Raw genomic sequence first — 24592 nt, forward strand, 5'->3', positions numbered from 1 at the left:
ATGACATTGCACTCCGACGTGGCCGAGTTGCTGGCGGAGGCCGGCATCCTCGACGTGGACGTCGACGAGGCCGTCGCGGACGAACACGTCCGGACGTCCGCGTACCTGCGCGTCGTCTCGGCGGCCGCTTCCTCACAGAGCCGCGACCGGGACCGGGCGATCGTGGCCACGATCCTGCGGGATCCCAATGAGATGGGGGCCAAGACGGCGGTGGTCGCCCTCGTGGACGAGATGGCGTGGAAGGCGGCCGGTCCTGCCGAGTTCCGGCAGTGGGCGGACGGACTGCTGCCGGAGATCGACCGGCTCACGGCGGAGGGGAACCGCGAGTTCATCCGCCGTCGCATCGACGACTGGCTGTTCCACCTGTCCGTCGAGGACGGTCACGTGCCGACGCCGGCCGAGCTGGCGGAGGTCACGGACTGGATGCAGCGCCACCTCGCCGAGTGGTCGAGGTCGCCGGCGGTACTCGCCGTGGTCGCCGAGTCGGCCAACACCAAGAAGACACGGAACATCGCGAAGAACCGGGCCGGAAGCCGCGAGCTGAGAGCGGAATGAGCCGGTGGCCCGACCGGTCAGGGCATGTTGTCTGGCCGGTCACGGCATGTGGTCCGACCGGTCAGGGCACGTGGCCCGGCCCGGTCGGGCCATGCCGAAGGGGCAGCACCCCCGCACGGGTGCTGCCCCTTCATCGCGAACCGGAACCGCCGCCGCATCGGTACTGAGGGTCGGGGACACGGCGACGGTCCCGGGGTCTTCGGCCGGTGGGCCGTTGCCTACCGGTGGTCGCTGCCCACCGAGTGGGAGGCGGCGCGGCCGGCCTCCAGGCGGGCCACGGGGATCCGGAACGGCGAGCAGGAGACGTAGTCCAGGCCCACCTCGTGGAAGAAGTGCACGGACTCCGGGTCACCGCCGTGCTCGCCGCAGACGCCGAGCTTGAGGTCGGGACGCGTGGCGCGGCCCGCCTTGACGGCGTCCTTGACCAGCTTGCCGACGCCGTCCTTGTCGATCGTCTCGAACGGGGAGACGCCGAAGATGCCCTTCTCCAGGTAGGCCGTGAAGAACGAGGCCTCCACGTCGTCCCGCGAGAAGCCCCAGACGGTCTGCGTGAGGTCGTTCGTGCCGAAGGAGAAGAACTCGGCGGCCTCCGCGATCTGGTCGGCCGTCAGCGCGGCGCGCGGCAGCTCGATCATCGTGCCGAGCGCGAGCTTCAGCTCGACGCCCGTGGCCGCCTGGACCTCCGCGATGACCTGCTCGGCCTCCTCGCGGACGATCTCCAGCTCCTGGACCGTGCCGACGAGCGGAATCATGATCTCCGCGCGCGGGTCGCCCTTGGCGTTCTTGCGCTCGGCCGCGGCCTCCGCGATGGCCCGCACCTGCATGGTGAACAGACCGGGGATGACGAGGCCCAGGCGCACGCCGCGCAGGCCCAGCATCGGGTTCTGCTCGTGCAGGCGGTGCACGGCCTGGAGCAGGCGCAGGTCGTTCTCGTTGTGGTCCTCGCGGGACTCCGCGAGCGCCACGCGCACCGACAGCTCGGTGATGTCCGGCAGGAACTCGTGCAGCGGCGGGTCGAGGAGGCGGACGGTGACGGGCAGGCCGTCCATCGCCTCGAAGAGCTCCACGAAGTCCTGCTTCTGCAGCGGCAGGAGCTGCTTGAGGGCGTCCTCGCGCTCGTCGTCGGCGTCGGCGAGGATCAGGCGCTCGACCATCTCGCGGCGCTCACCGAGGAACATGTGCTCGGTGCGGCACAGGCCGATGCCCTGCGCGCCGAAGCGACGGGCACGGAGAGCGTCCTCGGCGTTGTCCGCGTTGGCGCGCACCCGCAGGCGCCGCACCCGGTCCGCGTACGCCATGATCCGGTGCACGGCGGCGACCAGCTCGTCGGCGTCGTCGGCGCCGGCGTGCATGCGGCCCTCGAAGTACTCGACGACGGGGGAGGGGACCACGGGCACCTCGCCGAGGTACACCTTGCCGGTCGAGCCGTCGATGGAGACGACGTCGCCCTCCTCGACGACGGTCTCGCCCACGGTCATGCGGCGCCGCTTGGTGTCGACCTCCAGGTCCTCGGCACCGCAGACACAGGTCTTGCCCATGCCGCGCGCCACGACGGCGGCGTGCGAGGTCTTGCCGCCGCGCGAGGTCAGGATGCCCTCGGCCGCGATCATGCCGTCGAGGTCGTCGGGGTTGGTCTCGCGGCGGATCAGGATGACCTTCTCGCCCGAACGCGACCACTTGATGGCGGTGTACGAGTCGAAGACCGCCTTGCCGACCGCGGCACCGGGTGACGCGGCGATGCCCCGGCCGAGCTGCTCGACCTTCGCGCCCTCGTCGAAGCGGGGGAACATCAGCTGCGCGAGCTGGGCGCCGTTGACGCGCTGGAGCGCCTCGGCCTCGTCGATCAGGCCCTGGTCCACGAGCTGCGTGGCGATGCGGAAGGCGGCACCGGCGGTGCGCTTGCCGACGCGGGTCTGGAGCATCCACAGCTGACCGCGCTCGATGGTGAACTCGATGTCACAGAGGTCCTTGTAGTGCGTCTCAAGGGTCTCCATGATCTGCATGAGCTGGTCGTACGACTTCTTGTCGATCTGCTCCAGATCGGCGAGCGGGACGGTGTTGCGGATGCCCGCCACCACGTCCTCGCCCTGCGCGTTCTGCAGGTAGTCGCCGTAGACGCCCTGGTGGCCCGAGGCCGGGTCGCGGGTGAACGCGACGCCCGTGCCGGAGTCCGGGCCGAGGTTGCCGAAGACCATCGAGCAGATGTTGACCGCGGTGCCGAGGTCGCCGGGGATGCGCTCCTGGCGGCGGTAGAGCTTGGCGCGGTCGGTGTTCCACGACTCGAAGACCGAACGGATCGCGAGGTCCATCTGCTCGCGCGGGTCCTGCGGGAAGTCCCGCCCGGCCTCGGTCTTGACGATCTTCTTGAACCTGGTGACGAGCTTCTTGAGCTCTGCCGCCTCCAGGTCCGTGTCGACCGTGACCTTCTTGGCCTCCTTGGCCTTCTCCAGCGCGTCCTCGAAGAGTTCGCCGTCGACGCCGAGGACGGTCTTGCCGAACATCTGGATGAGTCGGCGGTAGGAGTCCCACGCGAAGCGGTCGTCGCCGGACTGCTTGGCGAGGCCCGTCACGGACTTGTCGGAGAGCCCGATGTTCAGGACGGTGTCCATCATGCCGGGCATCGAGAACTTGGCGCCCGAGCGCACGGAGACGAGCAGCGGGTCGTCGGCCTGGCCGAGCTTCTTGCCCATCGTCTTCTCGAGGGCGTCGAGGTGCGCACTCACCTCGTCACGCAGCTCGACGGGCTCGTCGCCGCTGTCGAGGTACGTCTTGCACGCCTCGGTGGTGATGGTGAAGCCCGGGGGGACGGGCAGCCCGAGGTTGGTCATCTCGGCGAGGTTCGCGCCCTTCCCGCCGAGAAGGTCCTTGAGGTCCTTGTTGCCTTCGGTGAAGTCGTAAACGAACTTCACGCTCTCACTCGTGTGAGCTACGTGGGGATCTTTGTTTTCCGACACGGGTCTCGACTCCTCGAGAGCTCGGTGGCTGCCCTGACGGCGAGGAACATACCCAGATCGAAGGCGCCTGGGTACGTCCACTTGTGCGTCATGCGGCCGTAACCACCCGTCCGCCGCTAGATCGAAAGTGACTGAGCGGTAGCCGACGGCGCGGTCTTGTGTTCAAGTCTTGAAGTCGCAACCCCTGTAGAACCTGGGAATTGCTCAGATGAGCGACTTGATCTCAGATGTGAGTTCAGCTCATGAATGATCGAGCAGTGGCACTGAGTGCCACCCCTTGGAGAAGTGCAGTCGCCCCAGATCCGCTCATCTGAGCGCAAGGGCTATCAGGGGTGGCGAGAATCACGCCGTTTGAAGGGGCTGGATCTTGGCATCCGGACCGACTTCGCGACCTTCCGCGCCGCGCCCGGCGGCTGCTCCAGGTGGCGCTACACGCCCAGTGCCGCGAGCCGCCGCTCCGCGCGCTCGGGCGCGTACAGGTGTTCCACCACCAGCGTTCCCGCTCCGATGAGCGCGGCGCGCTCGCCGAGCCGTGAGGTGACGACCTCCAGGTGGGCCGTGGAGCGGGGCAGGGCGCGCTGGTAGAGGAGCTCGCGGACGCCGGTGAGGAAGGGAGTTCCGGCCAGATCTCCGGCGATCATGAGAACGCCCGGGTTCAGGAGCGTCACGACGGTCGCGAGGACCTCGCCGACGCGCCGCCCGGCCTCGCGCGCGAGGCCCACCGCCTCGGGGTGGCCCGCCTCCAGGAGGGCGCGCACGTCCGAGCCGGAGGCCACGGGGGCGCCCGCCGCCGTGCGGACGCCCGCTTCCGTGAGGCGGCGGGCGACCGCACGGCCGCTGGCCACGGCGGCGAGGCAGCCGTAGGAGCCGCACTTGCACAGCGCGTCCGCGCCGTCGGGGACCCGTATGTGCCCGATGTCGCCGGCTCCGCCGTCGATGCCCCGGTAGACCGCGCCGCCGACGACCACGCCGGAGCCGATGCCGGTGGAGACCTTGACCAGGGCGAAGGCCGAGCAGTCCGGGTAGTGGGTGCGCTGTTCTCCGTACGCCATGAGGTTGGCGTCGTTGTCCACGAGGACGGGCAGGTCCGGGGGGACGCCGGGTTCCGGGTCCTGCGCCGCGCCGTCCGCCCTCGCGCCGTCCGCCCTCGTGCCGTCCGCCCTCGTGCCGTCCGCCCTCGTGCCGTCCGCCCTCGTGCCGTCCGCCCTCGTGCCGTCCGCCCTCGTGCCGTCCGCCCTCGCGCCGTCCGCCCTCGCGCCGTCCGCCCTCGCGCCGTCCGCCCTCGCGCCGTCCGGTCCCGTAGCGGCCTGCCCCGTACCGGCCGGTCCCGTACCGGCCCGCCCCCGGCTCTCCTCGGCGAGGGCTCGCCGCAGCCGGGCCCTTATGTCGTACCCGTCCCAGCCCGGCATGATCGGCGGCTGGACGACGCGGCCCGTCTCGCTGTCGACCGGGCCCGGCACGGCGAGCCCGATGCCGCAGACGGACGCGGCCCGGTGTCCGCTCTCGCGCAGCAGCGCGCCGAAGCGGGCGCCCAGCTCGCCGAGGACCGCGTCGGGTCCGTCCTCGATGGTGAGGGGCCCCGAGCGCTCGGCGATGATCTCGCCGCCCAGGGTCAGCAGGGCGGTGCGGGCGTGCCGGGTCTCCAGGTCGGCGGCGAGGACGACCGCGTGTGCGTCGTCGAACTCCAGCCGCAGCGCGGGCCGCCCGCCGAGGGGCGACGCCACGGGATCCCCGGCCCCCTCCCGCAGCCACCCCGCCCGGAACAGCCGGTCGAGCCGCTGCCCGACGGTGGCCCGGGACAGGCCGGTCGCCTGCTGCAACGCCCCCCGCGTGGTGGCCCGCCCGCTGCGGACGAGGTGCAGCAGATCGCCGGGGCCGCCCGGCGCCCCGCGGCTCCCGACCGTCCCGCGGTTCCCCGTCGTTCCACGGCCGCCAGGCATCCCACGACCACCTGCCGTCCCGTGCCCGACTGACGTCCCATGCCCGCCCGAAGCCCCGCGCCCGCTCGACGCCCCATGCCCGCCCGGCACCCCGGGAGCCCGCGTCACCCCGCGGCTGCCCACCGAGGCGAGGCCGCCCCCGACGGCGTCGCCACCACCGGCATCCCCCGAGCCACCGGCATCCCTCGTGCCCCCGGGCTGCTCCGTCGCCTCCGCCCCGTCCGCCCCGGCCCCGTTCATGCGCCCCTCCCGTTCGTCCGCGGCGCGTTCCGGACCGTCGTCGGTCCGGTCCCGTCGAGCGCCCTTGTGCTTGGCAACTGCCCGTTACATATTGGGTTTTGCGTGTTGCGTAGACGTAACTCTATGGTGGATAACACCGAACTGACGGGCCGTCGAGTGCCCCGGGGAGATCGGAGTTCCGCGTGGACCGCAGCGCGACCACCGGGCCGGCGGCCGTTCGGAGCAGCCATGGCGCGCGGCGGGAGCTGCGCGAGCGGGCCGCCCAGGTGCTGTGGGCCAACTGGACGGGGACGTCGACCGTGCCGTCCCGCGCGCTGTATCCGCACCAGTGGTCCTGGGACTCCGCCTTCATCGCGATCGGCCTGCGTCATCTCTCGCCGCTGCGCGCGCAGTTGGAGCTGGAGATGCTGCTCTCCGCCCAGTGGGACGACGGCCGCGTCCCGCACATCGTGTTCGACGACGCCGTCCCCCTCGACGCCTACTTCCCGAGCCCCGACTTCTGGCGCTCCACCACCGCGGGCCGCGCGGCCGGCGCCCCCGGCGGCGTACAGACCTCCGGCATCGTGCAGCCGCCGGTGCACGCGCTCGCCGCCTGGCTGGTGCACCGCGCCGACCCCGGTCTGTCCGGGGCCCGCTCCTTCCTCGCCCGCGTCCGGCCGCGCCTCGCTGCCTGGCACGGCTATCTGCTGCGGGCCAGGAACGCGGGCGGCGCGGGGCTCGCCGCCGTCGTGCACCCCTGGGAGCAGGGCATGGACAACAGCCCCTGCTGGGACGGCCCGCTGAGCCGGGTGCGGCCCGCGGAGTCCGGTGCCTTCCGGCGTACGGACCTGGAGCACGGTGCGCCCGGGGACCGGCCGACCGACCTCGACTACGGCCGGTACGTGCGGCTCGCCGAGCAGTACCGCGACCGGGGCTACGCGGACGGTCCCGGCCCCGGCGCCTTCGCCGTGGAGGACCCCGCCTTCAACGCCCTGCTGATCCTCTCGGAGCACGCCCTGGCCCTGATCGAGGCCGAGCTGGCGGACTCCGCGGCCGACCCGGCGCCGCTCGCGCGGGCGTCGTGGGCGCGGCGGGACCGGGCCGAGGCGCTGACGCGGACGCTCGTGGAGCGGCTGTGGGACCCGGCCCGTGGGCTCTTCCTCTGCCGCGACCTGCGCGCGGGTCCCGACCCGCGCCCCGGTGCGGCCGCGGGGCCCGGCGCGCCCATCCCCGAGCGCGGCGTCACCGGACTCGTCCCGCTCGCGCTGCCCGGCCTGCCGCGTGACATCGCCGCGGCGCTGGTGCGCACCGTGTGCGGCCCGCACTTCGGGCTCGGCGGCCCGGCACTGCTCGTGCCGAGCCACGATCTGACGGGACCCGCCTTCGACCCGCACCGCTACTGGCGCGGACCGGCGTGGTTCAACACCAACTGGCTGGTGGAGAAGGGTCTGCGGCTGCACGGCGAGCCGGCGCGGGCGGACGGGCTGCGGGAGACGCTGCTCGACGTCGCGGGCGCGAGCGGCTTCGCCGAGTACGTGGATCCGTACACGGGCCGGGGCTGCGGGGCGCGCGGCTTCGGCTGGACGGCCGCGCTCACGCTGGACCTGCTGCTCGACGGCAGGACCGGGACGCGTGGGCGCGGCGAGCGGGACGGGCTCTCTGAGGGAGAGGTGTGGGCATGAGTGATCGGCATCGACTGCTGGTGCGGGGACGGACGTTCGCGGCGGTGGGCGCGGGCGGTGACATCAGCGGCGTCGGCGCGGTGCGGGGCACGGGCGCGGGCCCGGACGGCCTGTTCGTACGGGATGCCCGGCATCTGAGCCGCTGGCAGCTGACCGTCGACGGCGCCGTGCCCGAGGTCCTCACCCCCGTGGACACCTCGCCCGCCGCCACCGGCGCGGCCCGCTGCGTCCTGGTGCCGCGCGGCGCCCGCCAGGAGCCGCCCGCGTACACGGTCTTCCGTGAACAGGCCGTCGCCGAGGGCGCGTTCCTGGAGTCCTTACGGGTCGTCAGCAACCGTCCCGTGCCCACCCGGGTCCGTCTCGCGCTGACCGTGGACGCCGACTTCACCGACCAGTTCGAGCTGCGCGCCGACCACCGTACGTACGCGAAGTCCGGCGCCGTCCGGTCGCGGCAGCCGCTGGACGGCGGGGAGGGCGAGGCGGCGACCGGGGTCGAGTTCACCTACCGGCGCGGCGAGTGGTGTTCGCGGACGACCGTCACGGCCGACCCCGCGCCCGACGGCGTGGAGGAGACCGGGGCCGGTGCGCGCCGGCTCGTGTGGACGCTGGAGCTCGACGCGCACGGCGCCGCCCAGGTGGCACTGAGTGCCGCCGCGCGTCCGCACGGCGCGCCCGACGTTCCGGTGCCGAGTGGCCCGGACGAGGCCGTCCGGCAACTCGACGCCATCGAGCAGGACTTCGCCGCCGGGGTCACGCTGCCCGCCGGCTGGCCCGACCTCGCGGACGCGTGCACGCGCGGCCTGGCGGACCTCGCGGTCCTGCGGGTGCCGGCGCACGGGCCGGACGGCGAGGTGCTGAGCGTGCCCGGCGCGGGCGTGCCGTGGTTCCTCACGCTGCTCGGCCGGGACGCCCTGCTGACCTCGCTCTTCGCGCTGCCCTATCTGCCGGGCCTGGCCGCCGACACGCTCCCCGCGCTCGCCGCGACCCAGGCCACCGAGGCCGTCGAGGGTGCGGTCGCACAGCCCGGCAAGATCGTCCACGAGGTGCGCCACGGCGAGCTCGCGCACTTCGGCCAGGTGCCGTTCGGGCGCTACTACGGCTCGGTCGACGCGACCCCGCTCTTCCTGGTGCTCCTCGGCGCGTACACGGAACAGACCGGGGACACGGCGCTCGCCCGTCGCCTCGCGGGGACCGCGCGCGCCGCCGTCGGCTGGATGCTCGACCACGGCGGGCTCACCTCGCGCGGCTATCTCGTCTACCGCGCGGACGAGGGCGGCCTCGCCAACCAGAACTGGAAGGACTCGCCCGGCGCGATCTGCTCCGCCGACGGCACCGGGGCGAGCGGCCCGGTCATGGCGGCGGGCGCGCAGGGCTACGCGTACGACGCCCTGCGGCGCACCGCCTGGCTGGCGCGGACCGTCTGGGACGACAAGGTCTACGGCGATCTGCTGGCGCAGACGGCCGGTGATCTGCGGGACCGCTTCCAGCGGGACTTCTGGATGGCGGAGCAGAACTTCCCCGCCCTCGCCCTGGACGGCGAGGGGCACCAGGTCGACGCGCTCGCCTCGGACGCCGGCCATCTGCTGTGGTCCGGGCTGCTCGACAAGGAGTACGGCGAGGCGGTGGGCCGCCGCCTGATGGAACCGGACTTCTTCTCGGGCTGGGGGGTGCGGACGGTCGCGGCCGGCCAGCCCGCGTACCACCCGCTCTCCTACCACCGGGGTTCGGTGTGGCCGCACGACAACGCGCTGATCGCGCTGGGCCTGGCCCGCTACGGCCTGCACGACGAGGCCCGCACGGTCGCCCGCGGCCTGGCCGCCGCGGCCGCCACCGCGGACGGCCGCCTCCCGGAGGTCCTCGCGGGCTACGACAGGACGGCCCACCCGCTCCCGGTGCCGTACCCGCACTCGTGCGTCCTGGAATCCCGCTCGGCGGCGGCCCCACTGGCGCTGCTGACGGCGGTGGGCGGGGCGTAGGAGGGGCGGTGCCATTGGCACCGGGGTTCCTGATCAGGGCTTCCGTGACCGGACCACCCGGAAGGCTGCCCGGGCTCGGGTGGTTCGGCCTTTCGTCTGCGCGGAGCCAGTACCGCTGGAGGAGTGACCATGGCGCGGACCGAGTACTACGACGATCCCGACGCGCCCATGCCGAACAGCTTTGTAGTCGCGGCCTCAGCGGTCGTCACTGACGGCCGGGGGCGGATCCTGCTCCAGCGCCGCCGGGACAACGAACTGTGGGCGCTGCCAGGAGGCGGCATGGAGCTGACCGATTCCCTGCCCGGCGCGGCAGTCCGCGAGGTCAAGGAGGAGACCGGCCTCGACGTGGAGATTGTGGGCCTGGTCGGTACGTACACCGATCCGAAACACGTCATCGTGTATACGGACGGCGAGGTCCGACGCCAGTTCAACGTCTGTTTCACGGCCCGGATCATCGGCGGTCGGCTCGCGATCTCCGACGAGTCGACCGAACTCAGGTTCGTCCCTCCGCGCGATCTTGAGGAACTGCCGATGCATCACACGCAGCGGCTGAGGCTCCGGCACTTTCTGGAGCACCGCGAGCAGCCGTATCTCGGCTGAGGAGACGGCAGCGCTGACGGCAACGACTGCACACGACAATCCACGTCTGCGATCGTTTCGGTCCCGTTGGTAGATTCCCTCTCGTGAGCGAGCAACTTCCCAGTGGTGGGGTCGAGCTGTCGCCCGCCGAGCTCGATGCCCTCGACGCCAGGTGGGCGTCCTGCTGGACCCCGAGTGAGGTCGCACAGCGCTTGGCCGGCGTCAGCGCTCCCTGGTGCGTGGCCGCAGGCTGGGCGCTGGATCTGTTTCGCGGGGCGCGGACCCGCGAGCACGGGGACATCGAGATCGCCGTTCCCGCCGCGGACTTCCCCGAGGTGCGCGACCGCTTCGCGGGATACGTCTTCGACGCGGTCGGCAGCGGTCGGGTCTGGGAGGACACCACCCCCGACGTGCTGGCCGCGACACATCAGACCTGGCTGCGCGATCCGGCCACCGGCGACTATCTGCTCGACGTGTTCCGCGAACCCCACGACGGCACGACCTGGATCTGTCGGCACGACGAGACGATCCGGCTGCCGTACGGCGAGATCATCCACCGGACTCCGGACGGCATCCCCTACCTGGCGCCTGAACTGGTCCTGCTGTTCAAGGCCAAGCACGCGCGCCCCAAGGACCAGGCAGACTTCGACGCGACCGTCCCTCACATGACGTCGGCTCAGCGCACGACCCTGGCCGATCTCCTCGCCCGTGTGTACCCACGGCATCGCTGGCTCGGGGGCCTGTCATCCCCGTCGGGCGGATTCCGGTTGCCCTGAACCCGGTTCGTGTCCGGCAGCCCACGGTGACTGTCTTGAGAACTGTTGATTCCCGGGGGTCGCCTGCCGACCGTGCTGGGCGATTCCGTTGATTCTCTTGTGACCATGGTGAGTTGAGTGGTGTAGTCCACTGCCATGACGCCTCCCTCCCGTCACGCGCCCCCGCATCCGCCCCGTCACCTCTCCCGCCGTGCCCTCATCACCGCGACCGCCGTGGCGGCTGCCGCCGTCGCCCTCCCGCTGCCCGTGGCGGCGGCCCGGTCGCGGGCAGCCGCAGGAGCGGGAGCCCCACGTGCCGACCGACGGCCCACCGTCGTGCCCGCCCTCCAGGAGTGGGACGGCGGCACCGGCGCGTACCGGCTGACGGGGGCGTCCCGCGTCGTCGTCCCCGAGCGCGACGCCCGGCGACTCATGCCGCTCGCACGGCAGTTGACCCATGACCTCGCCGACGTCACCGGCATAGAGATCGCCGCCCCCCGCCGCGCGGGGCACGGCGGGCCCGCCCGCGGTGAGATCGTGCTGCGGCTCGACCCGGCCGCCCGGCACCCCGAGGGCGGCGAGCGCTACCGGGAGGAGGGTTACACCCTCGACGTCGCCGAACGGGCCGTGACCGTGACCGCGCCCGCCTACAGCGGCGTCTACTACGGCACCCGCACGCTGCTGCAGATCCTGCTCCACGACGCGACGCGCTCCCGGGTCCCCGTCGGCACCGCGCGCGACTGGCCGAACTACCGGCTGCGCGGCTTCATGCTGGACGTCGGGCGCCGCTTCTTCACCCCCGGCTTCGTCCGCGACTACCTGCGGATCATGGGGTGGTTCAAGCTCAACGACCTCCAACTTCACCTCAACGACAACGAGATCAAGGCACCGGACGGCGACTGGAGCAAGGCCTACGACGCCTTCCGGCTGCGCAGCGACAAGCCCGAGTGGGACGGGCTCGCGGCGCCCGACGGGTCGTACTCGCGCCGGGACTGGGACTCCTTCGAGGACACCGCCGCCCTGCACGCCGTCCAGCTCACGCCCGAGATCGACGCCCCCGCGCACGCCCGTTCCTTCGTGCGCCTGCATCCCTCGCTCGGGCTCGACGGCGGCAACTCCGACCACCTCGACCTCGCGGAACCGGAGACGACCGCGTTCATGAAGAAGGTCTTCGACGAGTTCGTGCCGTGGTTCCGCGCCCCGGAAGTGCACTACGGCGCCGACGAGTACACCGGACCCGAGGCCCAGTACCGCGCCTACTTCAACGCCATGGCCGCCCATCTGCGCGGCCTCGGCAAGCACCCGCGCGCCTGGGGCAGCCTGACCGAGATGGCCGGGTCCGCCGACGGATACGACCGGGACGTCACCGTGCACAGCTGGAACAACGGCTGGTACGGGCCCCGGGCCGCCAAGGCCGACGGCTACGAGATCGTCAACACGAACGACGCCACCCTCTACATCGTCCCGTTCGCCGACTACTACCACGGCCACGGACTCGACGGCCGTTATCTGTACGACAGTTGGGAGCCGCACGTCTTCCCCGGCGCCGAGAGCCTGCCGCCGCGCGACCCGCAGCTGCGCGGCGCCATGTCCGCCGTGTGGAACGACCTCGTGCGCACCCCCTACACCCAGCAGGACGCGCACGCCCTGGTCGAGAGGACGTACGGCACCCTCGCGCAGAAGATGTGGAGCGGCGCCGCGCAGGGCCTCGCGTACGGCGAGTTCACCGCGCTGCTGCGGCGCGGCGCGCTCGGTCCCGGCCTCACCACCGTGACCCCCACCCTCGCCGAGCCCGACCAGCTGGCCTTCGGCGCGCCCGCCACCGCGTCCTCCGGCGCCCACCCCGCGCACGCCGCCGACGGTGACCCCGCCACCCGCTGGACCAGCGCCGCCGAGCGCGGCGGGCCCTGGCTGCGCGTCGACCTCGGCGAGGAGCGCGCCGTGGCGCGGGTCCGGCTGGAGTGGGGGCCCGAGCACGGGCGGGCGTACGACATCGAGGTCTCCCGGGACGGCGGGAGCTGGCGCAAGGTCGCCGAGCGCCGGGGCAGGGACCAACCGGGCTGGGACGAGCTGGAGTTCGAGACCGGGACGGCCCGGTATGTGCGGGTGCGCGGCCGGGAGAGCGGGCGGGCGCGCTGGACGCTGTGGGCGGTCCAGCTCTTCGACGCCCCCGACCTGGCGCGCGGCGGGCAGGCCACCGCGTCGTCGGCGGAGACCGCCTCGCTCGGCGCGGAGAACGCCGTCGACGGCGACCCGGCGACCCGCTGGGCCTCCCGCTACACCGACGGCGAGTGGCTCGCCGTCGACCTGGGCCGGGCGCGGACCGTGCGGCGGCTGCTCCTCGACTGGGAGGCCGCCGCCGGGCGCGACTACGACCTGGAGGCCACCGACGACCCCGCGGGCGCCTCCGGCTGGCGCACCGTCGCCGAGCGGCGCGGCCGGACGACGGCGGGCGTCGACGCGGTCGACCTGGCGGAGCCGGTGACCGCGCGGCACATCCGGATGCGGGGCCTCAAGCGGCAGACGACGTACGGCTATTCGCTGTACCGCTTCGAGGCGCGGGCCTGACGCGCCGGCCCGCGCCGTCCCGCGTCGGCCCGTGCCGTCCCGCTAGTCGTCGATCCCCGACCGCTCCACCCCCGCCACGATCCACCGCTGGAAGAACAGGAACACCACGAGCAGCGGCACGATCGACACCGCCGCCGCGACGAACAGCGTGTGCAGCCGGATGACCTGGGACGTGGTGTAGGTGGCCAGCGCCACCTGCACCGTCCACGCGTCCCGGTCCTGGCCGATGACCAGCGGCCACAGGAAGGAGTTCCACGCGCCGATGAACACGATCGTGCCGACGGCCGCGAAGACGGGCCGGGAGTTGGGCACGACCACGCGCCAGTACGTGCGCCAGTAGCCGAGCCCGTCCACCCGCGCCGCGTCCTCCAGCTCCTTGGGGAAGCCCAGGAAGTACTGCCGGAAGATGAAGCACGCGAACGCCGAGAACAGCGTCGGGACGATCAGGCCGCGCAGCGTGGAGACCCAGCCGAGCGAGGAGACCAGCACGAAGCTCGGGACGAAGGTGACGGCCGCCGGGACCATCATCGTGGCGAGGATCGCGTAGAAGACCTTGTTCGCGTGGCGGTAGGGGATACGGGCCAGGCCGTACCCGGCGAGCGAGGCCAGGACGAGCGTGCCGAGCGTCGTCGCGACGGCGATCAGCGACGAGTTGAGCAGGGCGCGCGCCATCGGCACGGTCGGGTCGTCGAAGAGCTCCGAGATGTTCGACCAGTGCAGCGTCGAGGGGAAGAACGTCCACTCGGGCGAGGTGATGTCGTCCTCGGACGCCAGGCCGTTGCGTACGAGGAGGTAGAAGGGGATCAGGAACAGCAGGGCCAGCGCGATCAGCAGGACGGACCGCAGCGCGCGGCCCACCCGGACCAGGGCGTCGTCCATCGTGCTCAGTCCTCCTTCCGTCCGAGGCCGAACCAGCTCGCCTGGCCGATCGTCACCACCGCGATGATCAGCGCGAGGATCACCGCGCCCGCGCTGCCGAAGCCGAGGTTCTGCTCCTGGCCCAGCGCCGTGTAGTAGAGGTAGACGAGCGGCGGGCGGGCGTAGGGCGGATAGCCCTGGGAGTCCGAGAGCAGGTTGTAGAACTCGTCGAAGGCCTGGAACGCGTTGATCACCAGGAGCAGCGTCACGGCCACCGACGTCGCCCGCAGCTGCGGGAGCGTGATGTGCCGCAGGACCTGCCAGCCGGGCCGCGCCCCGTCCACGGCGGCCGCCTCGTAGAGGGTGGGGGAGATGCGCTGGAGCCCCGCGAGGAACAGGATCATGTAGAAGCCGGCCTGGAGCCAGAGCCGCACGGTGACGATGACCAGCCAGTACCAGGGCGGTTCCGTGGTCGAGAGCCAGGCGATCTGGTCGGTGCCGAACCAGCCGAGCACGGTGTTGGCGAGCCCGAACCGCACCCCGTTGAAGATCGACAGCTTCCAGACCAGGGCCGCCACGACGTAACTGCACGCCGCGGGCAGGAAGAAGACCGACCGGAAGAACGCCTGCGCGCGGCGGACGCGGTTCACCATCAGGGCGAGCGCGAGCGACAGCACGAACGTGGTGGGCACGATGAACGCCGAGAAGACCGCGAAGGTGACCAGGCTGTCGGTGAACGCGTCGTTCCGCAGCATCGACGTGTAGTTGTCGAAGCCGATGAAGTCGGTCGGCGAGACCGTGTTGTGGGCGTCGAAGAAGCTGAGGTAGACGCTCCAGCCGAGCGGTACGTAGGTGAAAAGGACCAGGCCGAGCAGGAAGGGCCCGACGAACACCCAGAACCACAGAGTGCGGTTCTGGGTGCCGAACGGCCGGGCGCGGACCGTGCCCGGCTCCGTCGACTCGCGCTTCACGGCTTCTTCTTCACCCGCTCCAGCTCCGCCCGCACGGTGCGCACGACGGACTTGAGCTCGCTCTCCGGGTTCGCGCCGGACTTGATGACGCGGCTCAGCGCGTCCTGGTAGGCGGTGCGGCTCGCCTTGGTCCACAGCAGCGGCTCCGCGTAGCCGTACTCGGTGGAGTAGCGCACGGCGTCCGCGGCCGAGCCCTCCTTCAGCTCGTCGGCCTTCTTCGCGAGGGAGAGCCGGGCCGGGATGTGGAAGCCGTAGGAGAGCGCGAAGTCCCGCTGGTAGTCGGTCCTGTCGATCCACAGCCACTTCAGGAAGTCCTTGCCCTCCTTCTTGCGGTCGCTGCGGGCGCTCACCGCCGCGCCGTACGCGCCGACGGGCAGCGCGGGTGTGCCGCCGGAGCCGTCGGCGGGCAGCGCCAACACCCCGAAGTCGTCGCCGAGTTCCTTCTTCACGGCGGGCAGCGCCCACAGGCCGCACCACTGCATGGCGGTCAGCTCCTGCGTGAACGCCGACGGGTCCGACCAGTCGGCGGGCGCGCCGAGCAGCAGCGACTTGTCGGCGTACAGCTGGTGCAGCTTGCCGAGGGCGCGGGCGGCCGCCGGGTCGTCGAAGCCGACCTTGCCGTCCTCGGTGACCGCGCTGAGGCCGGCCGCGTACAAGGGGGTGATGCCGAGGGCGCCGGCGCCGCCGTCGTTGCCGAGGAAGAGGCCCTTGACCTTCTTGGTGGTCAGCGCCTTCGCCGCGTCGACCAGCTCGTCGAGGGACTTCGGCGGCCGCACGCCCGCGTCGTCGAGGAGGCTCTTGCGGTAGTAGAGCAGGTGCATGTCGACGACCTGCGGGATCGACCAGATCTTCCCGTCGTACGTCTTCGGGGCGAGCACCGCCGGGTTGAAGTCGTCCTTCACCCCCTCGAAGAGGTCGGTGAGGTCGACGACCTGGCCGCGCCGGATCTGGTCCAGGGAGGGGCCGTTGACCTCGAAGACGTCGGGGCCGGAGTCGGTGAGCAGCGCCGCGGCGGTCTGCTCGTCGTAGTTGCCGGGCCGCCACTGCACGCTGACGTCCGCCTTCTTGTACGCGGCGGCGTACCGCTTCACGGCCTGTTCCGTGCCTGCCTCGCCGTACTGGTGGTACCACTGCGAGAGTTCCGGGCCGTTGCCCGAACCGCCGTCTCCGCGCCCGGTGTTGGAGCCGCACGCGGTGAGCAGCCCGAGTGCCGCGCCCGTCCCGAGCAGTGTCCTGCGGCTGATGGTCATGCTGGTCGTCCCCCTGTGCGATGTCGGAGTTGCCTCTGTGCGCCGTGCGAAGTCCGTGGCCCGGCCTTGTGTGCCCGGCCCAACGATCAACCATGCAGAGGAATTACGACAGGGGTGTTGCGGCCGAGTGTCCCGCTGCGGGAGCCCGGCGTGTCGCGTCAGCGGCCCGTCAAACCCCGCCCCGCGTGTGTATGCACTCCGTCAACGGCGCTGACGCGGCGGCCCGGCCGTCCTACGGTGCGGCACATGGGACATCACAGGACGACACGGGGCGCGGTGCGCCGGGGCAGGGCACGGGACGACGGCCTCGTCGGCGGGACGACGACGGCGGGTGTGCCGGGCGAGGTCATGTCGGACCGCGGCTGGGCGGACGACGTGCGGGCCGCCGTCTTCTGCGCGGTGACGCTCTTCGGGCTCGTCCTGCTCGTCGACTGGGCCAACGGCACGCTGGACGCGGTCCGGGCGCCGCTGTGGGCCGGGCTGTCCGGGCTGCTGTACCTCGTGCTGCACCCCGTGCGCGTGACCGCGGGCCCCGGCTGGCTCGCCGTGCGGGGGCTCGGCAGGCGCCGGCACGTGTGCACCGGGCTGCTGACCGCCGTGCGGCACAGCGAGGGTGTCGCCGCGCGCCTGGTCCTGAGCGACTCCCTCGGCAACCGCGTCGAGCTCGACCCGCAGATCCTGGTGGCCAACCCCCTGCTCCTGCACCGCCTGGACACGGGCGCCCGCGCGGCCCGCGAGGCGGGGCTGCTCAGAACGGGCTGCGTGGAGCTCCAGCGTCTGGTGGACCGCGCGGACGGGGCGGCGGTACGAGGTGTCTTCGAGGCCTCCGACCTGCGGTGACGGGGACCTTCGGCCCTGGGAGCGGGCCGGGGACGGGCGGACCGTGGAGGGATGGACGCCCGGCACATCCCGCTCTCCGCGGACCTCCCACCCACCGAGCCCGCCGTACGCGCGGGCGCGGACCTCCCGCCCGCCGCGGTCGCCCCGCGCGCCCGCGCCGACGTCGCGTCCCGCGCCGACCTCGACGTGCTGCTCCGCCGCTTCTACACGGCCGCCTTCGACGACCCGCTGATCGGCCCCTTCTTCACGGAGATCGCCGGGACCGACCTCGACGTGCACCTGCCGCGCATCACCGACTTCTGGGAGCGCGCGCTCTTCCGCACCGCCGAGTACCGCCGCAACGCCTTCGCCCCGCACGCCGCCCTGCACACCGCGCGCCCGCTCACCGCCGAGCACTTCGGCCGCTGGGTCCAGCTGTGGCACGCCACGGTCGACGGGCTGCACAGCGGCCCGAACGCGGACCGCGCCAAGGCGCAGGGCGAGCGGATCGCGCTCGCGATGCTGCGGCGCCTCGCGGGCAAGGACGCGCCGACCGCCGGAGAGGGGCCCGGGTTCGTCCCGCTGGCGGCGGTGGAGCTGCGCGCGGCTGCGTGACGCCCGGCCGGGCCCGCGCGTTACGGGGCTCAGCCCTTGAGGGCGTCGTACCGCACCCCCGTCAGCCGCTCCGAGGCCGCCCAGAGCCGTTCGCCCGTCGCGTCGTCGCGCGTCCACTTCATCCGCCACGAACGCGTCGGCGCCCCGCGGTAGCCGAGCGGGCCGGGGCCGGTGAACGAGTCGGGGCGCACGCCGGGCGCCGTCGCCGCGTACAGCGTGGGCAGCGCCCCCGCCCGCGCGGACTGCGCGATGACGCGGCTGCCGAGCTCCATGACGCGCTCGGCCGTCCTGCGGCCCTCCATCCGGGGGCCCGCGCTGTGCAGATTGGTCGAGGCGTAGCCGGGGTGGGCGGCGGCCGCGACGACGTCGGAGCCGGTGGCCGCCAGGCGCCGCGCCAGTTCGTGGATGAAGAGGAGGTTGGCCGTCTTGGAGCGGCCGTAGGCGATCCAGCGGCGGTAGCGCCGCTCGCCGTTGAGGTCGTCGAAGTCGATGGTGCCGAGCGCGTGGAAACCGCTGGAGACGCTGACGACCCGGGCCCCGGGCGTGCCCAGGAGGCGGGGGAGCAGCAGGCCGGTGAGCGCGAAGTGCCCGAGGTGGTTGACGCCGAACTGGGTCTCGAAGCCGTCCGCGGTGCGGCCCTGGGGGAGGGCCATGACGCCCGCGTTGTTGATCAGGAGGTCGAGGCGCTCGTCGTCGTACGCGCCCGCGAAGTCCCGTACGGACGCCAGGTCCCCGAGGTCGAGCGGCCGGAACTCCACGGCGGCGCCCGGCACGTCGCCGAGCACCCGGTCCACCGCGCCGCGCCCGCGCTCCTCGCTGCGGCAGGCGAGGATCACGCGGGCGCCGCGGCGGGCCAGCTCGCGCGCGGTGATGTGGCCGATGCCGCTGTTCGCTCCGGTGACCACGGCCGTGCGGCCGCTCTGGTCGGGGATGTCGCTCGCGGTCCAGGCGGCCATGGCAGGGCTCCCTCTCCATCGGCTTCTCGTACGACACCGTCTTCTTACTCGACGGTAAGTCGGAGGGGGAGCCTACGGCAGGCACTTTCCTCAGGCCGCCGCGCCTCCGTCGATCACCAGGTCCGCGCCGACCACGGAGCCCGACTCGTCCGCCGCGAGGTACAGCACGGCCGCGGCGACCTCCCCGGTCGTCGACACCCGGCCCAGCGGGTTCGTCTCCTTCACGCGGGCCGCGCGGTCGGCCTCGGTCTCGCCGGGGCGGAACGACATGGTGGTGTCGGAGGAGCCGGGGCTGACGGTGTTGATGCGGACGCCGTCCCGGATGTGCTCGGCGGCGGCCGCGCGGCCCAGCGCGGAGACGGCGGCCTTGGTCGCGCCGTAGGCCGCGGTGCCGGCCAGGCTGGTGTGCGCGCCGAGCGTGGAGCCGATGTTGACGATCGCGCCGCCCGTGGACTGCGTGCGCATCTGCCTGACCTCGGCCTGCAGGGCGAGCAGGACGCCGGTGACGTTGATGTCGAGCATCGTGCGCCAGTCCTCCTCGGGCAGCTCGGCGACCGGCTGCCCGGCGCGCAGGATGCCCGCGTTGTTGACGGCCACGTCCAGGGAGCCGAAGCGCTCGACGGTGGCGGCGACGAGCGCGGCCAGGTCGGCGGAGCGGGCGACGTCGGCGGTGACGGCGAGCGCGGTGCCGCCGGCCTCCTCGATCAGCGTCACGGTCTCCTTCAGGGTGGCCTCGGTCCGCCCGGCGACGACGACGTTCGCGCCCTCGGCGGCGAACGCGAGCGCGATGGCCCGGCCGAGTCCGGAGCCGCCGCCGGTGACGAGGGCGGTGCGGCCGGTGAAGCGGGTGCGGGTGGGTGCTGCGCCAGTCATGACGTCACTCTTTCTTGACCGTTCGGTCTAGTATTAGGGCATGAATAAGGACATGAATAAGGGCGTGAATGAGGGCATGAAAAAGGAGGTGTGCAACAGGGGTGTGCGACAGGGGGCGGAAGGGGGGAGGGGGCGCCTGAGGTCAGTCCAGCAGGGCCAGCGCCTGTTCCACCGCGTCCCGGATCCGCGCCGGCTCGCCGCTCGCCTTGCCGACCACGCGCAGGCCCTGCATCAGGACGAGCAGCATGCGGGCCAGCGTCAGCGGGTCGCGGTCCTCGGGCAGCTCGCCCTGGGCCCGGGCGCGCACGAGCGCGGAGTGCAGCAGGGTCTCGATGCTGTCCCAGCTGCGCTCGACGCTGCGCGCGGCCGCCGCGTCGTGCGGCGCCAGCTCCGTCGCCGTGTTGGTGACGAAACAGCCGGGCAGGCGGTGCTCGTCCGCCGTGGCCTCCGCGCCGAAGCGGCGGACGACCGCGCGTACGGCGGGCAGCGCGGGGCCCGGCTGCGCCAGCTCGGAGAGCAGCAGCGGCTTCTGCTGCTCCCCGTACCGCTCCAGGGCCTTCAGGTACAGGTCGTGCTTGTTCCCGAAGGTCGCGTAGATGCTGGCGCGCCCGATGCCGAGCGCCTCGACGAGGTCCGCCATGGACGTCGCCTCGTAGCCGCGCCGCCAGAACAGCTCCAGGGCTGACTGCAGCGCGGCGTCCGGATCGAATTCCTTGGTCCTGGCCACGAAGAGGACTCTAGGGCTTTCTGGAACGACCGGTCAAGCAAATTCTGGAACGACCAGTCAAGGGGTCCCCGCCGAGTGGACGGTGCCGGTCACGCGGCCCGGTGCCCGTCACGCGATCCGGACCGGATGGACCGCCACCGTCACCTCGTCGTCGTCCAGGCACCGCCCCGTCGCCAGGTCGAACCGCTGCTTCAGGAGCGGCGAGGCGACGAACGGCCGCCCGTCCGCCGAGCCGAGCAGGCCCCGCGAGAGCACCGCCGCGCCCGTGAACGGGTCACGGTTGTCGATGGCGTACGCGCGGCCCTCGCGGTCGAGGAACAGCGCGGCCTGCCTGCCGTCGGGCAGCAGGGCCGCGAGGCCCCGCCCCGGCGTCAGCCGCGCCCGCTCACAGACCGCGAACCAGTCGTCCGCCAGACGGAGTTGGACGTTCATCGGGAGGCTCCTTCCAGGGGCCGGGGGCTGAGGGAGAGCAGGGGCAGGTCCGGCTTGATCTGGTCCCGCTCGGGGACGAAGCCGACCGTGGGGTCCGGCACGCCCGGCGCGTTCACGAACGACACGAAGCGGGCGAGGCGTTCGGGGTCGTCGAGGGTCTTTGCCCACTCGTCGCGGTAGTGCGTGACGTGGTCGGCCATCAGCGCCTCCAGCTCGGCGCAGATGCCCAGCGAGTCGTCGACGACGACGTCCCGCACGTGGTCGAGGCCGCCCTCGATCCGCTCCAGCCACGCCGCCGTGCGCTCCAGGCGGTCGGCGGTGCGGATGTAGAACATCAGGAACCGGTCGATCAGGCGCACCAGGGCGGCGTCGTCCAGGTCCTGGGCGAGCAGGTCCGCGTGGCGCGGGGTCGCGCCGCCGTTGCCGCCCACGTACAGGTTCCAGCCGCTGGACGTGGCGATCACGCCGAAGTCCTTGGACTGGGCCTCCGCGCACTCGCGCGCGCAGCCGGAGACCGCCGACTTCAGCTTGTGGGGCGCCCGCAGCCCGCGGTAGCGCAGCTCCAGATCGATGGCCATGCGCACGCTGTCCTGCACGCCGTAGCGGCACCAGGTCTGCCCGACGCAGGACTTCACCGTGCGCAGCGCCTTGCCGTACGCGTGCCCCGACTCGAAGCCCGCGTCCACCAACCGCGTCCAGATCATGGGCAGTTGCTCGACCCGGGCGCCGAACAGGTCGATGCGCTGGCCGCCGGTGATCTTCGTGTAGAGCCCGAAGTCCCGCGCCACCTCGCCGATGACGATGAGCTTCTCGGGGGTGATCTCGCCGCCCGGGATGCGCGGCACCACCGAATAGGAGCCGTTCTTCTGGAGGTTGGCGAGGAAGTGGTCGTTGGTGTCCTGGAGCGCCGCCTGTTCGCCGTCCAGGACATAGCCGTCCGCGCCGATCGTCGGGGCCAGCGAGGCGATGATCGAGCCGACCGCCGGCTTGCAGACCTCGCAGCCCTCGCCGCCGCGCGCGCCCTCGCGGCCGTGCCCGTCCAGGAGCGCGCGGAAGGACGTGACGCGCAGGGCGCGCACGATCTCGTACAGCTCCTGGCGGGTCTGGCCGAAGCAGCCGCACAGGCCCTTGTCGACCTCGACGCCGGACGCCGACAGCTCGTCGTCCACCAGCTGCCCGAGCACCTTCACGCAACTGCCGCAGCCCGTACCGGCCTTGGTGCACTTCTTGACCTCGGGCACCGTCGTGCAGCCGTGCTCGGTGACGGCGCCGCGGATCGTGCCCTTGGTGACGTTGTGGCAGGAGCAGACGACGGCCGAGTCGGGCAGCGCGGCGGGGCCGAGCACCACCGGGCCGCCCGCGCCCGCCGGCAGGACCAGTTGCTCGGGCGCGAGGGGCGGCACGGACCCGGTGAGCGGGCGCAGCGTGCCGTACGCCTCCGCGTCGCCGACGAGGACCCCGCCGAGCAGCGTGCCGTCCGCGCCGATCACCAGCTTCTTGTACGTCCCCGAGCGGGAGTCGGCGTACACGACGTCGAGGCAGCCCTCGGCCGTGCCGTGCGCGTCGCCGAAGGACGCCACGTCCACGCCGAGGAGCTTCAGCTTGGTGGACAGGTCGGCGCCCGTGAAGGACGCCTCGCGGGCGGCGATCGCGGCGGCGGCCGTCGCGGCCATCTCGTAGCCCGGCGCGACGAGCCCGTAGACCCGGCCGTCCACGGCCTGCGCGCACTCGCCGATCGCGTACACGTCCGGGTCACTGGTGCGGCACCGCTCGTCGACGGCGATGCCGCCGCGCTCGCCGACCGCGAGGCCCATGTCACGGGCGAGCCGGTCGCGCGGGCGCACGCCCGCCGAGAACACCACCATGTCCGTGGCCAGTTCACCGCCGTCGGACAGCTTCATGGCCCGCACGGCGCCGTCCCCGTCCGTGAGGACCTCCTGCGTGCCGGTGCCGGTGTGCACGGTCAGGCCCATGCCGGTGATGGTGCGCAGCAGCGCCCGGCCGCCGCCCTCGTCGACCTGCACCGGCATCAGGCGCGGCGCGAACTCCACGATGTGCGTGGTCAGTCCGAGCCCGCGCAGCGCGCCCGCCGCCTCCAGGCCGAGCAGTCCGCCGCCGACGACGGCGCCGGTCGTGGCATGCGTCTTCGCGTACTCCTCGATGGCCAGCAGGTCCTCGATGGTGCGGTAGACGAAACAGCCCGTGGCGTCCTTGCCGGGCACCGGCGGCACGAACGGGTACGAGCCGGTCGCGAGGACGAGCGTGTCGTACGCGAAGGTCCGCCCCGAGCGCGCGGTGACCGTCCTGCTCTCCCGGTCGATGCGCTCGGCGGGCTCGCCGACGTACAGCTCGATGCCGTGCCGGTCGAGGAACTCCCGGTCGGTCAGGGACAGTTCGTCGGGAGTGCGGCCCGAGAAGTACGAGGTGAGCGCGACCCGGTCGTAGGCGGGGCGCGGCTCCTCGCACAGGACCACCACGCGGTGGCTCGCCGTGAGCCCGTGCTCGGCGGCGGCCTCCAGGAAGCGCTGGCCGACCATGCCGTGGCCCACGAGGGCGAGCGTGGGGCGGTGCGGTCGCGGGGTGTGTTCGGGCTGCGGCATGTCAGCGGCCTCCGTCGGGGGTGAGGTCGGGCGTGAGCAGGTGGAGCAGGGGGCCAGCGTCGTCGGGCAGCGGCTCGGCGGACTCCCAGGCGCGGGCCAGGGCGCCCACCGAGCCGAGCTCGCCGAGCAGCACGCCGCCGACGAGCCGGTCGCCGCGGACGACGACCTTGCGGTACGTCCCGCGGGTGGCGTCGGCGAGCTCGACGACGTCGTCGTCGGGGCGCGGCTCGACCTCGCCGAAGGCGGCGAGGTCCAGGGCGTCGGGGCCGGGGCCCGGCAGCGTGAGGCGGGTCAGGGTGCGGCTGCCGGTGTACGGGCGGGCGGCCCGTCCGCGGGCCGCGCCCGTCAGCGCGTCCACGAGCGCGTCGGCCTGCTCCACCGCCGGGGTCGCCAGGCCGTAGACGCGGCCCGCGTGCTCGGCGCAGTCACCGACGGCCCGCACGTGCGGATCGGACGTCCGCAGCAGGTCGTCCACGACGATCCCCTCGCGTACGTCCAGGCCGGCGCCCAGCGCCAGACCGGTGCGGGGGCGCACCCCGCAGGCCAGGACGGTCAGCTCGGTGTCCAGGGCGTAGCCGTCGGCGAGTTCGACGCGGCGCACGGCACCGCCGTCGACGCCGAGCCCGCGCACCCGGCACTCGGTGTGCACCTCCACGCCCAGGCCGGTCAGGTGGCGCCGCACCAACTCCGAGGACGCCGGGTCGAGCTGGCGCTCCATCAGCCGCTCGGCCTGCTGGGCCAGGACGACCTCGGCGCCGCGCCGGGCGAGCGCGCGGGCCGCGGAGACCCCGAGGAGGCCGCCGCCGATGACGACGGCGCGGGTGTCGGGCGCCACCGCCGCGGACAGGGCGAGGCAGTCGTCCATGGTCCGGAAGGCGTGCACGCCACGGGGGAGTTCCCGGGCGCCGGGCGCGAACAGGCCGCGCAGGGGCGGCAGGACGGGGTTCGAGCCGGTCGCGAGGACGAGGGTGCCGTACGGGACGACGGTGCCGTCCGCGCAGTGCACCCGCCGTTCCGCGCGGTCGACGCGGACCGCCCGGGTGCGCAGCGTGGTGCCCTCGGGGCTCGGCAGGGCGATGACGTCCGGGCCGTACCGGCCCGCGAGGACCTCGGCGAGCAGGACGCGGTTGTACGGGGCGTGCTCCTCCTCGCCGATCAGCACGGTGTCGGCGCCGAGGCGTTGGGCGATGCGGGTGCCCGCGAGGCCCGCGCCGATCACCACTACCGTCGATGTCATGTCCCGCAGCCTGCGGGGCGGGTGTT

At 72.9% G+C, this 24592-nt stretch carries 19 protein-coding genes; 8 read left to right on the forward strand and 11 right to left on the reverse strand.

All coding sequences use genetic code 11. The annotated features are described in order from the left end of the window. Entirely contained in the window at window positions 1-555 is a 555-nt protein-coding gene (locus tag AB0L89_RS02115; protein ID WP_365132777.1) for a hypothetical protein, read from the forward strand. Window positions 556-773: 218 nt separating this feature from the next. Here the strand turns inward: AB0L89_RS02115 and ppdK are convergent, their stop codons facing one another. Together ppdK and AB0L89_RS02125 are read right to left on the reverse strand one after the other, a co-directional pair. Further along, on the reverse strand, window positions 774-3509 hold the full coding sequence (gene ppdK / locus AB0L89_RS02120; protein WP_365132780.1) for a pyruvate, phosphate dikinase: 2736 nt from the start codon (window positions 3507-3509) through the stop codon (window positions 774-776). A 428-nt stretch (window positions 3510-3937) separates the two neighbouring features. Next, window positions 3938-5449, reverse strand: a complete 1512-nt coding sequence (locus AB0L89_RS02125; protein WP_365132783.1) for an ROK family protein — start codon at window positions 5447-5449, stop codon at window positions 3938-3940. Between the two features lie 422 nt (window positions 5450-5871). On the opposite strand from AB0L89_RS02125, the gene AB0L89_RS02130 reads away from it, so the two are divergent. The 5 genes from AB0L89_RS02130 to AB0L89_RS02150 all read left to right on the forward strand — a co-directional run bounded on the left by AB0L89_RS02130 (window position 5872) and on the right by AB0L89_RS02150 (window position 13228). Then, the gene (locus AB0L89_RS02130; RefSeq protein WP_365132786.1) at window positions 5872-7350 is read left to right on the forward strand and encodes a hypothetical protein; all 1479 of its coding nucleotides are present in this window, start codon (window positions 5872-5874) and stop codon (window positions 7348-7350) included. Continuing rightward, window positions 7347-9326 (forward strand): glycogen debranching N-terminal domain-containing protein, encoded by a 1980-nt coding sequence (locus AB0L89_RS02135; protein WP_365132789.1) that lies wholly within the window; start codon window positions 7347-7349, stop codon window positions 9324-9326. The genes AB0L89_RS02130 and AB0L89_RS02135 overlap by 4 nt, the downstream gene beginning before the upstream one ends. Before the next feature lie 129 nt (window positions 9327-9455). Then, window positions 9456-9926, forward strand: a complete 471-nt coding sequence (locus tag AB0L89_RS02140; RefSeq protein WP_365132792.1) for an NUDIX domain-containing protein — start codon at window positions 9456-9458, stop codon at window positions 9924-9926. A gap of 83 nt (window positions 9927-10009) precedes the next feature. Beyond that, entirely contained in the window at window positions 10010-10681 is a 672-nt protein-coding gene (locus tag AB0L89_RS02145) for a hypothetical protein (RefSeq protein ID WP_365132795.1), read from the forward strand. Window positions 10682-10816: 135 nt separating this feature from the next. Beyond that, the gene (locus tag AB0L89_RS02150) at window positions 10817-13228 is read left to right on the forward strand and encodes a discoidin domain-containing protein (RefSeq protein WP_365132798.1); all 2412 of its coding nucleotides are present in this window, start codon (window positions 10817-10819) and stop codon (window positions 13226-13228) included. Between the two features lie 42 nt (window positions 13229-13270). Here AB0L89_RS02150 and AB0L89_RS02155 read toward each other — a convergent pair whose 3' ends face one another. From AB0L89_RS02155 to AB0L89_RS02165, 3 genes are read right to left on the reverse strand one after another with little or no spacing between them, the layout of a single operon-like run. After that, a complete protein-coding gene (locus tag AB0L89_RS02155) occupies window positions 13271-14107 on the reverse strand; it encodes a carbohydrate ABC transporter permease (RefSeq protein WP_365132801.1) in 837 nt (278 codons plus the stop codon). Between the two features lie 5 nt (window positions 14108-14112). Continuing rightward, the gene (locus AB0L89_RS02160) at window positions 14113-15057 is read right to left on the reverse strand and encodes a sugar ABC transporter permease (protein ID WP_365132804.1); all 945 of its coding nucleotides are present in this window, start codon (window positions 15055-15057) and stop codon (window positions 14113-14115) included. Then, window positions 15054-16307 (reverse strand): sugar ABC transporter substrate-binding protein, encoded by a 1254-nt coding sequence (locus AB0L89_RS02165; RefSeq protein ID WP_365132807.1) that lies wholly within the window; start codon window positions 16305-16307, stop codon window positions 15054-15056. The genes AB0L89_RS02160 and AB0L89_RS02165 overlap by 4 nt, the downstream gene beginning before the upstream one ends. 246 nt (window positions 16308-16553) lie before the next feature. Between AB0L89_RS02165 and AB0L89_RS02170 the strand changes: the two genes are divergently transcribed. Then, window positions 16554-17147, forward strand: a complete 594-nt coding sequence (locus AB0L89_RS02170) for a hypothetical protein (RefSeq protein ID WP_365132810.1) — start codon at window positions 16554-16556, stop codon at window positions 17145-17147. A gap of 51 nt (window positions 17148-17198) precedes the next feature. Beyond that, window positions 17199-17741, forward strand: coding sequence for a group III truncated hemoglobin (locus tag AB0L89_RS02175; protein ID WP_365132813.1), 543 nt, complete (start codon window positions 17199-17201; stop codon window positions 17739-17741). Window positions 17742-17770: 29 nt separating this feature from the next. Here AB0L89_RS02175 and AB0L89_RS02180 read toward each other — a convergent pair whose 3' ends face one another. The 6 genes from AB0L89_RS02180 to AB0L89_RS02205 form a co-directional block, all read right to left on the reverse strand. Then, window positions 17771-18697: an oxidoreductase gene (locus AB0L89_RS02180; RefSeq protein ID WP_365132816.1), complete on the reverse strand. Its 927-nt coding sequence runs from the start codon at window positions 18695-18697 to the stop codon at window positions 17771-17773. Between the two features lie 90 nt (window positions 18698-18787). Then, window positions 18788-19570, reverse strand: coding sequence for a glucose 1-dehydrogenase (locus AB0L89_RS02185; RefSeq protein WP_365132819.1), 783 nt, complete (start codon window positions 19568-19570; stop codon window positions 18788-18790). A 142-nt stretch (window positions 19571-19712) separates the two neighbouring features. Continuing rightward, the gene (locus AB0L89_RS02190; RefSeq protein WP_365132822.1) at window positions 19713-20297 is read right to left on the reverse strand and encodes a TetR/AcrR family transcriptional regulator; all 585 of its coding nucleotides are present in this window, start codon (window positions 20295-20297) and stop codon (window positions 19713-19715) included. Window positions 20298-20405: 108 nt separating this feature from the next. Further along, window positions 20406-20729: a nitrite reductase small subunit NirD gene (gene nirD, locus AB0L89_RS02195; RefSeq protein ID WP_365132825.1), complete on the reverse strand. Its 324-nt coding sequence runs from the start codon at window positions 20727-20729 to the stop codon at window positions 20406-20408. Continuing rightward, the gene (gene nirB, locus AB0L89_RS02200) at window positions 20726-23329 is read right to left on the reverse strand and encodes a nitrite reductase large subunit NirB (RefSeq protein ID WP_365132828.1); all 2604 of its coding nucleotides are present in this window, start codon (window positions 23327-23329) and stop codon (window positions 20726-20728) included. The genes nirD and nirB overlap by 4 nt, the downstream gene beginning before the upstream one ends. 1 nt (window position 23330) lies before the next feature. Next, entirely contained in the window at window positions 23331-24566 is a 1236-nt protein-coding gene (locus AB0L89_RS02205; RefSeq protein ID WP_365132831.1) for an FAD-dependent oxidoreductase, read from the reverse strand. Window positions 24567-24592 lie beyond the last annotated feature (26 nt).

The sequence above is a fragment of the Streptomyces sp. NPDC052114 genome, from assembly GCF_040680155.1.
GTDB lineage: Bacteria > Actinomycetota > Actinomycetes > Streptomycetales > Streptomycetaceae > Streptomyces.

What these genes read in the sequence shown, in the direction of transcription:
- AB0L89_RS02115 (WP_365132777.1), top strand. Translation starts at nt 1, where the DNA reads ATGACATTGCACTCCGACGTGGCCGAGTTGCTGGCGGAGGCCGGCATC.
- AB0L89_RS02125 (WP_365132783.1), bottom strand. Translation starts at nt 5,449, where the DNA reads ATGCCTGGCGGCCGTGGAACGACGGGGAACCGCGGGACGGTCGGGAGC.
- AB0L89_RS02135 (WP_365132789.1), top strand. Translation starts at nt 7,347, where the DNA reads ATGAGTGATCGGCATCGACTGCTGGTGCGGGGACGGACGTTCGCGGCG.
- AB0L89_RS02140 (WP_365132792.1), top strand. Translation starts at nt 9,456, where the DNA reads ATGGCGCGGACCGAGTACTACGACGATCCCGACGCGCCCATGCCGAAC.
- AB0L89_RS02150 (WP_365132798.1), top strand. Translation starts at nt 10,817, where the DNA reads ATGACGCCTCCCTCCCGTCACGCGCCCCCGCATCCGCCCCGTCACCTC.
- AB0L89_RS02155 (WP_365132801.1), bottom strand. Translation starts at nt 14,107, where the DNA reads ATGGACGACGCCCTGGTCCGGGTGGGCCGCGCGCTGCGGTCCGTCCTG.
- AB0L89_RS02165 (WP_365132807.1), bottom strand. Translation starts at nt 16,307, where the DNA reads ATGACCATCAGCCGCAGGACACTGCTCGGGACGGGCGCGGCACTCGGG.
- AB0L89_RS02170 (WP_365132810.1), top strand. Translation starts at nt 16,554, where the DNA reads ATGGGACATCACAGGACGACACGGGGCGCGGTGCGCCGGGGCAGGGCA.
- AB0L89_RS02175 (WP_365132813.1), top strand. Translation starts at nt 17,199, where the DNA reads ATGGACGCCCGGCACATCCCGCTCTCCGCGGACCTCCCACCCACCGAG.
- AB0L89_RS02180 (WP_365132816.1), bottom strand. Translation starts at nt 18,697, where the DNA reads ATGGCCGCCTGGACCGCGAGCGACATCCCCGACCAGAGCGGCCGCACG.
- AB0L89_RS02185 (WP_365132819.1), bottom strand. Translation starts at nt 19,570, where the DNA reads ATGACTGGCGCAGCACCCACCCGCACCCGCTTCACCGGCCGCACCGCC.
- nirD (WP_365132825.1), bottom strand. Translation starts at nt 20,729, where the DNA reads ATGAACGTCCAACTCCGTCTGGCGGACGACTGGTTCGCGGTCTGTGAG.
- nirB (WP_365132828.1), bottom strand. Translation starts at nt 23,329, where the DNA reads ATGCCGCAGCCCGAACACACCCCGCGACCGCACCGCCCCACGCTCGCC.
- AB0L89_RS02205 (WP_365132831.1), bottom strand. Translation starts at nt 24,566, where the DNA reads ATGACATCGACGGTAGTGGTGATCGGCGCGGGCCTCGCGGGCACCCGC.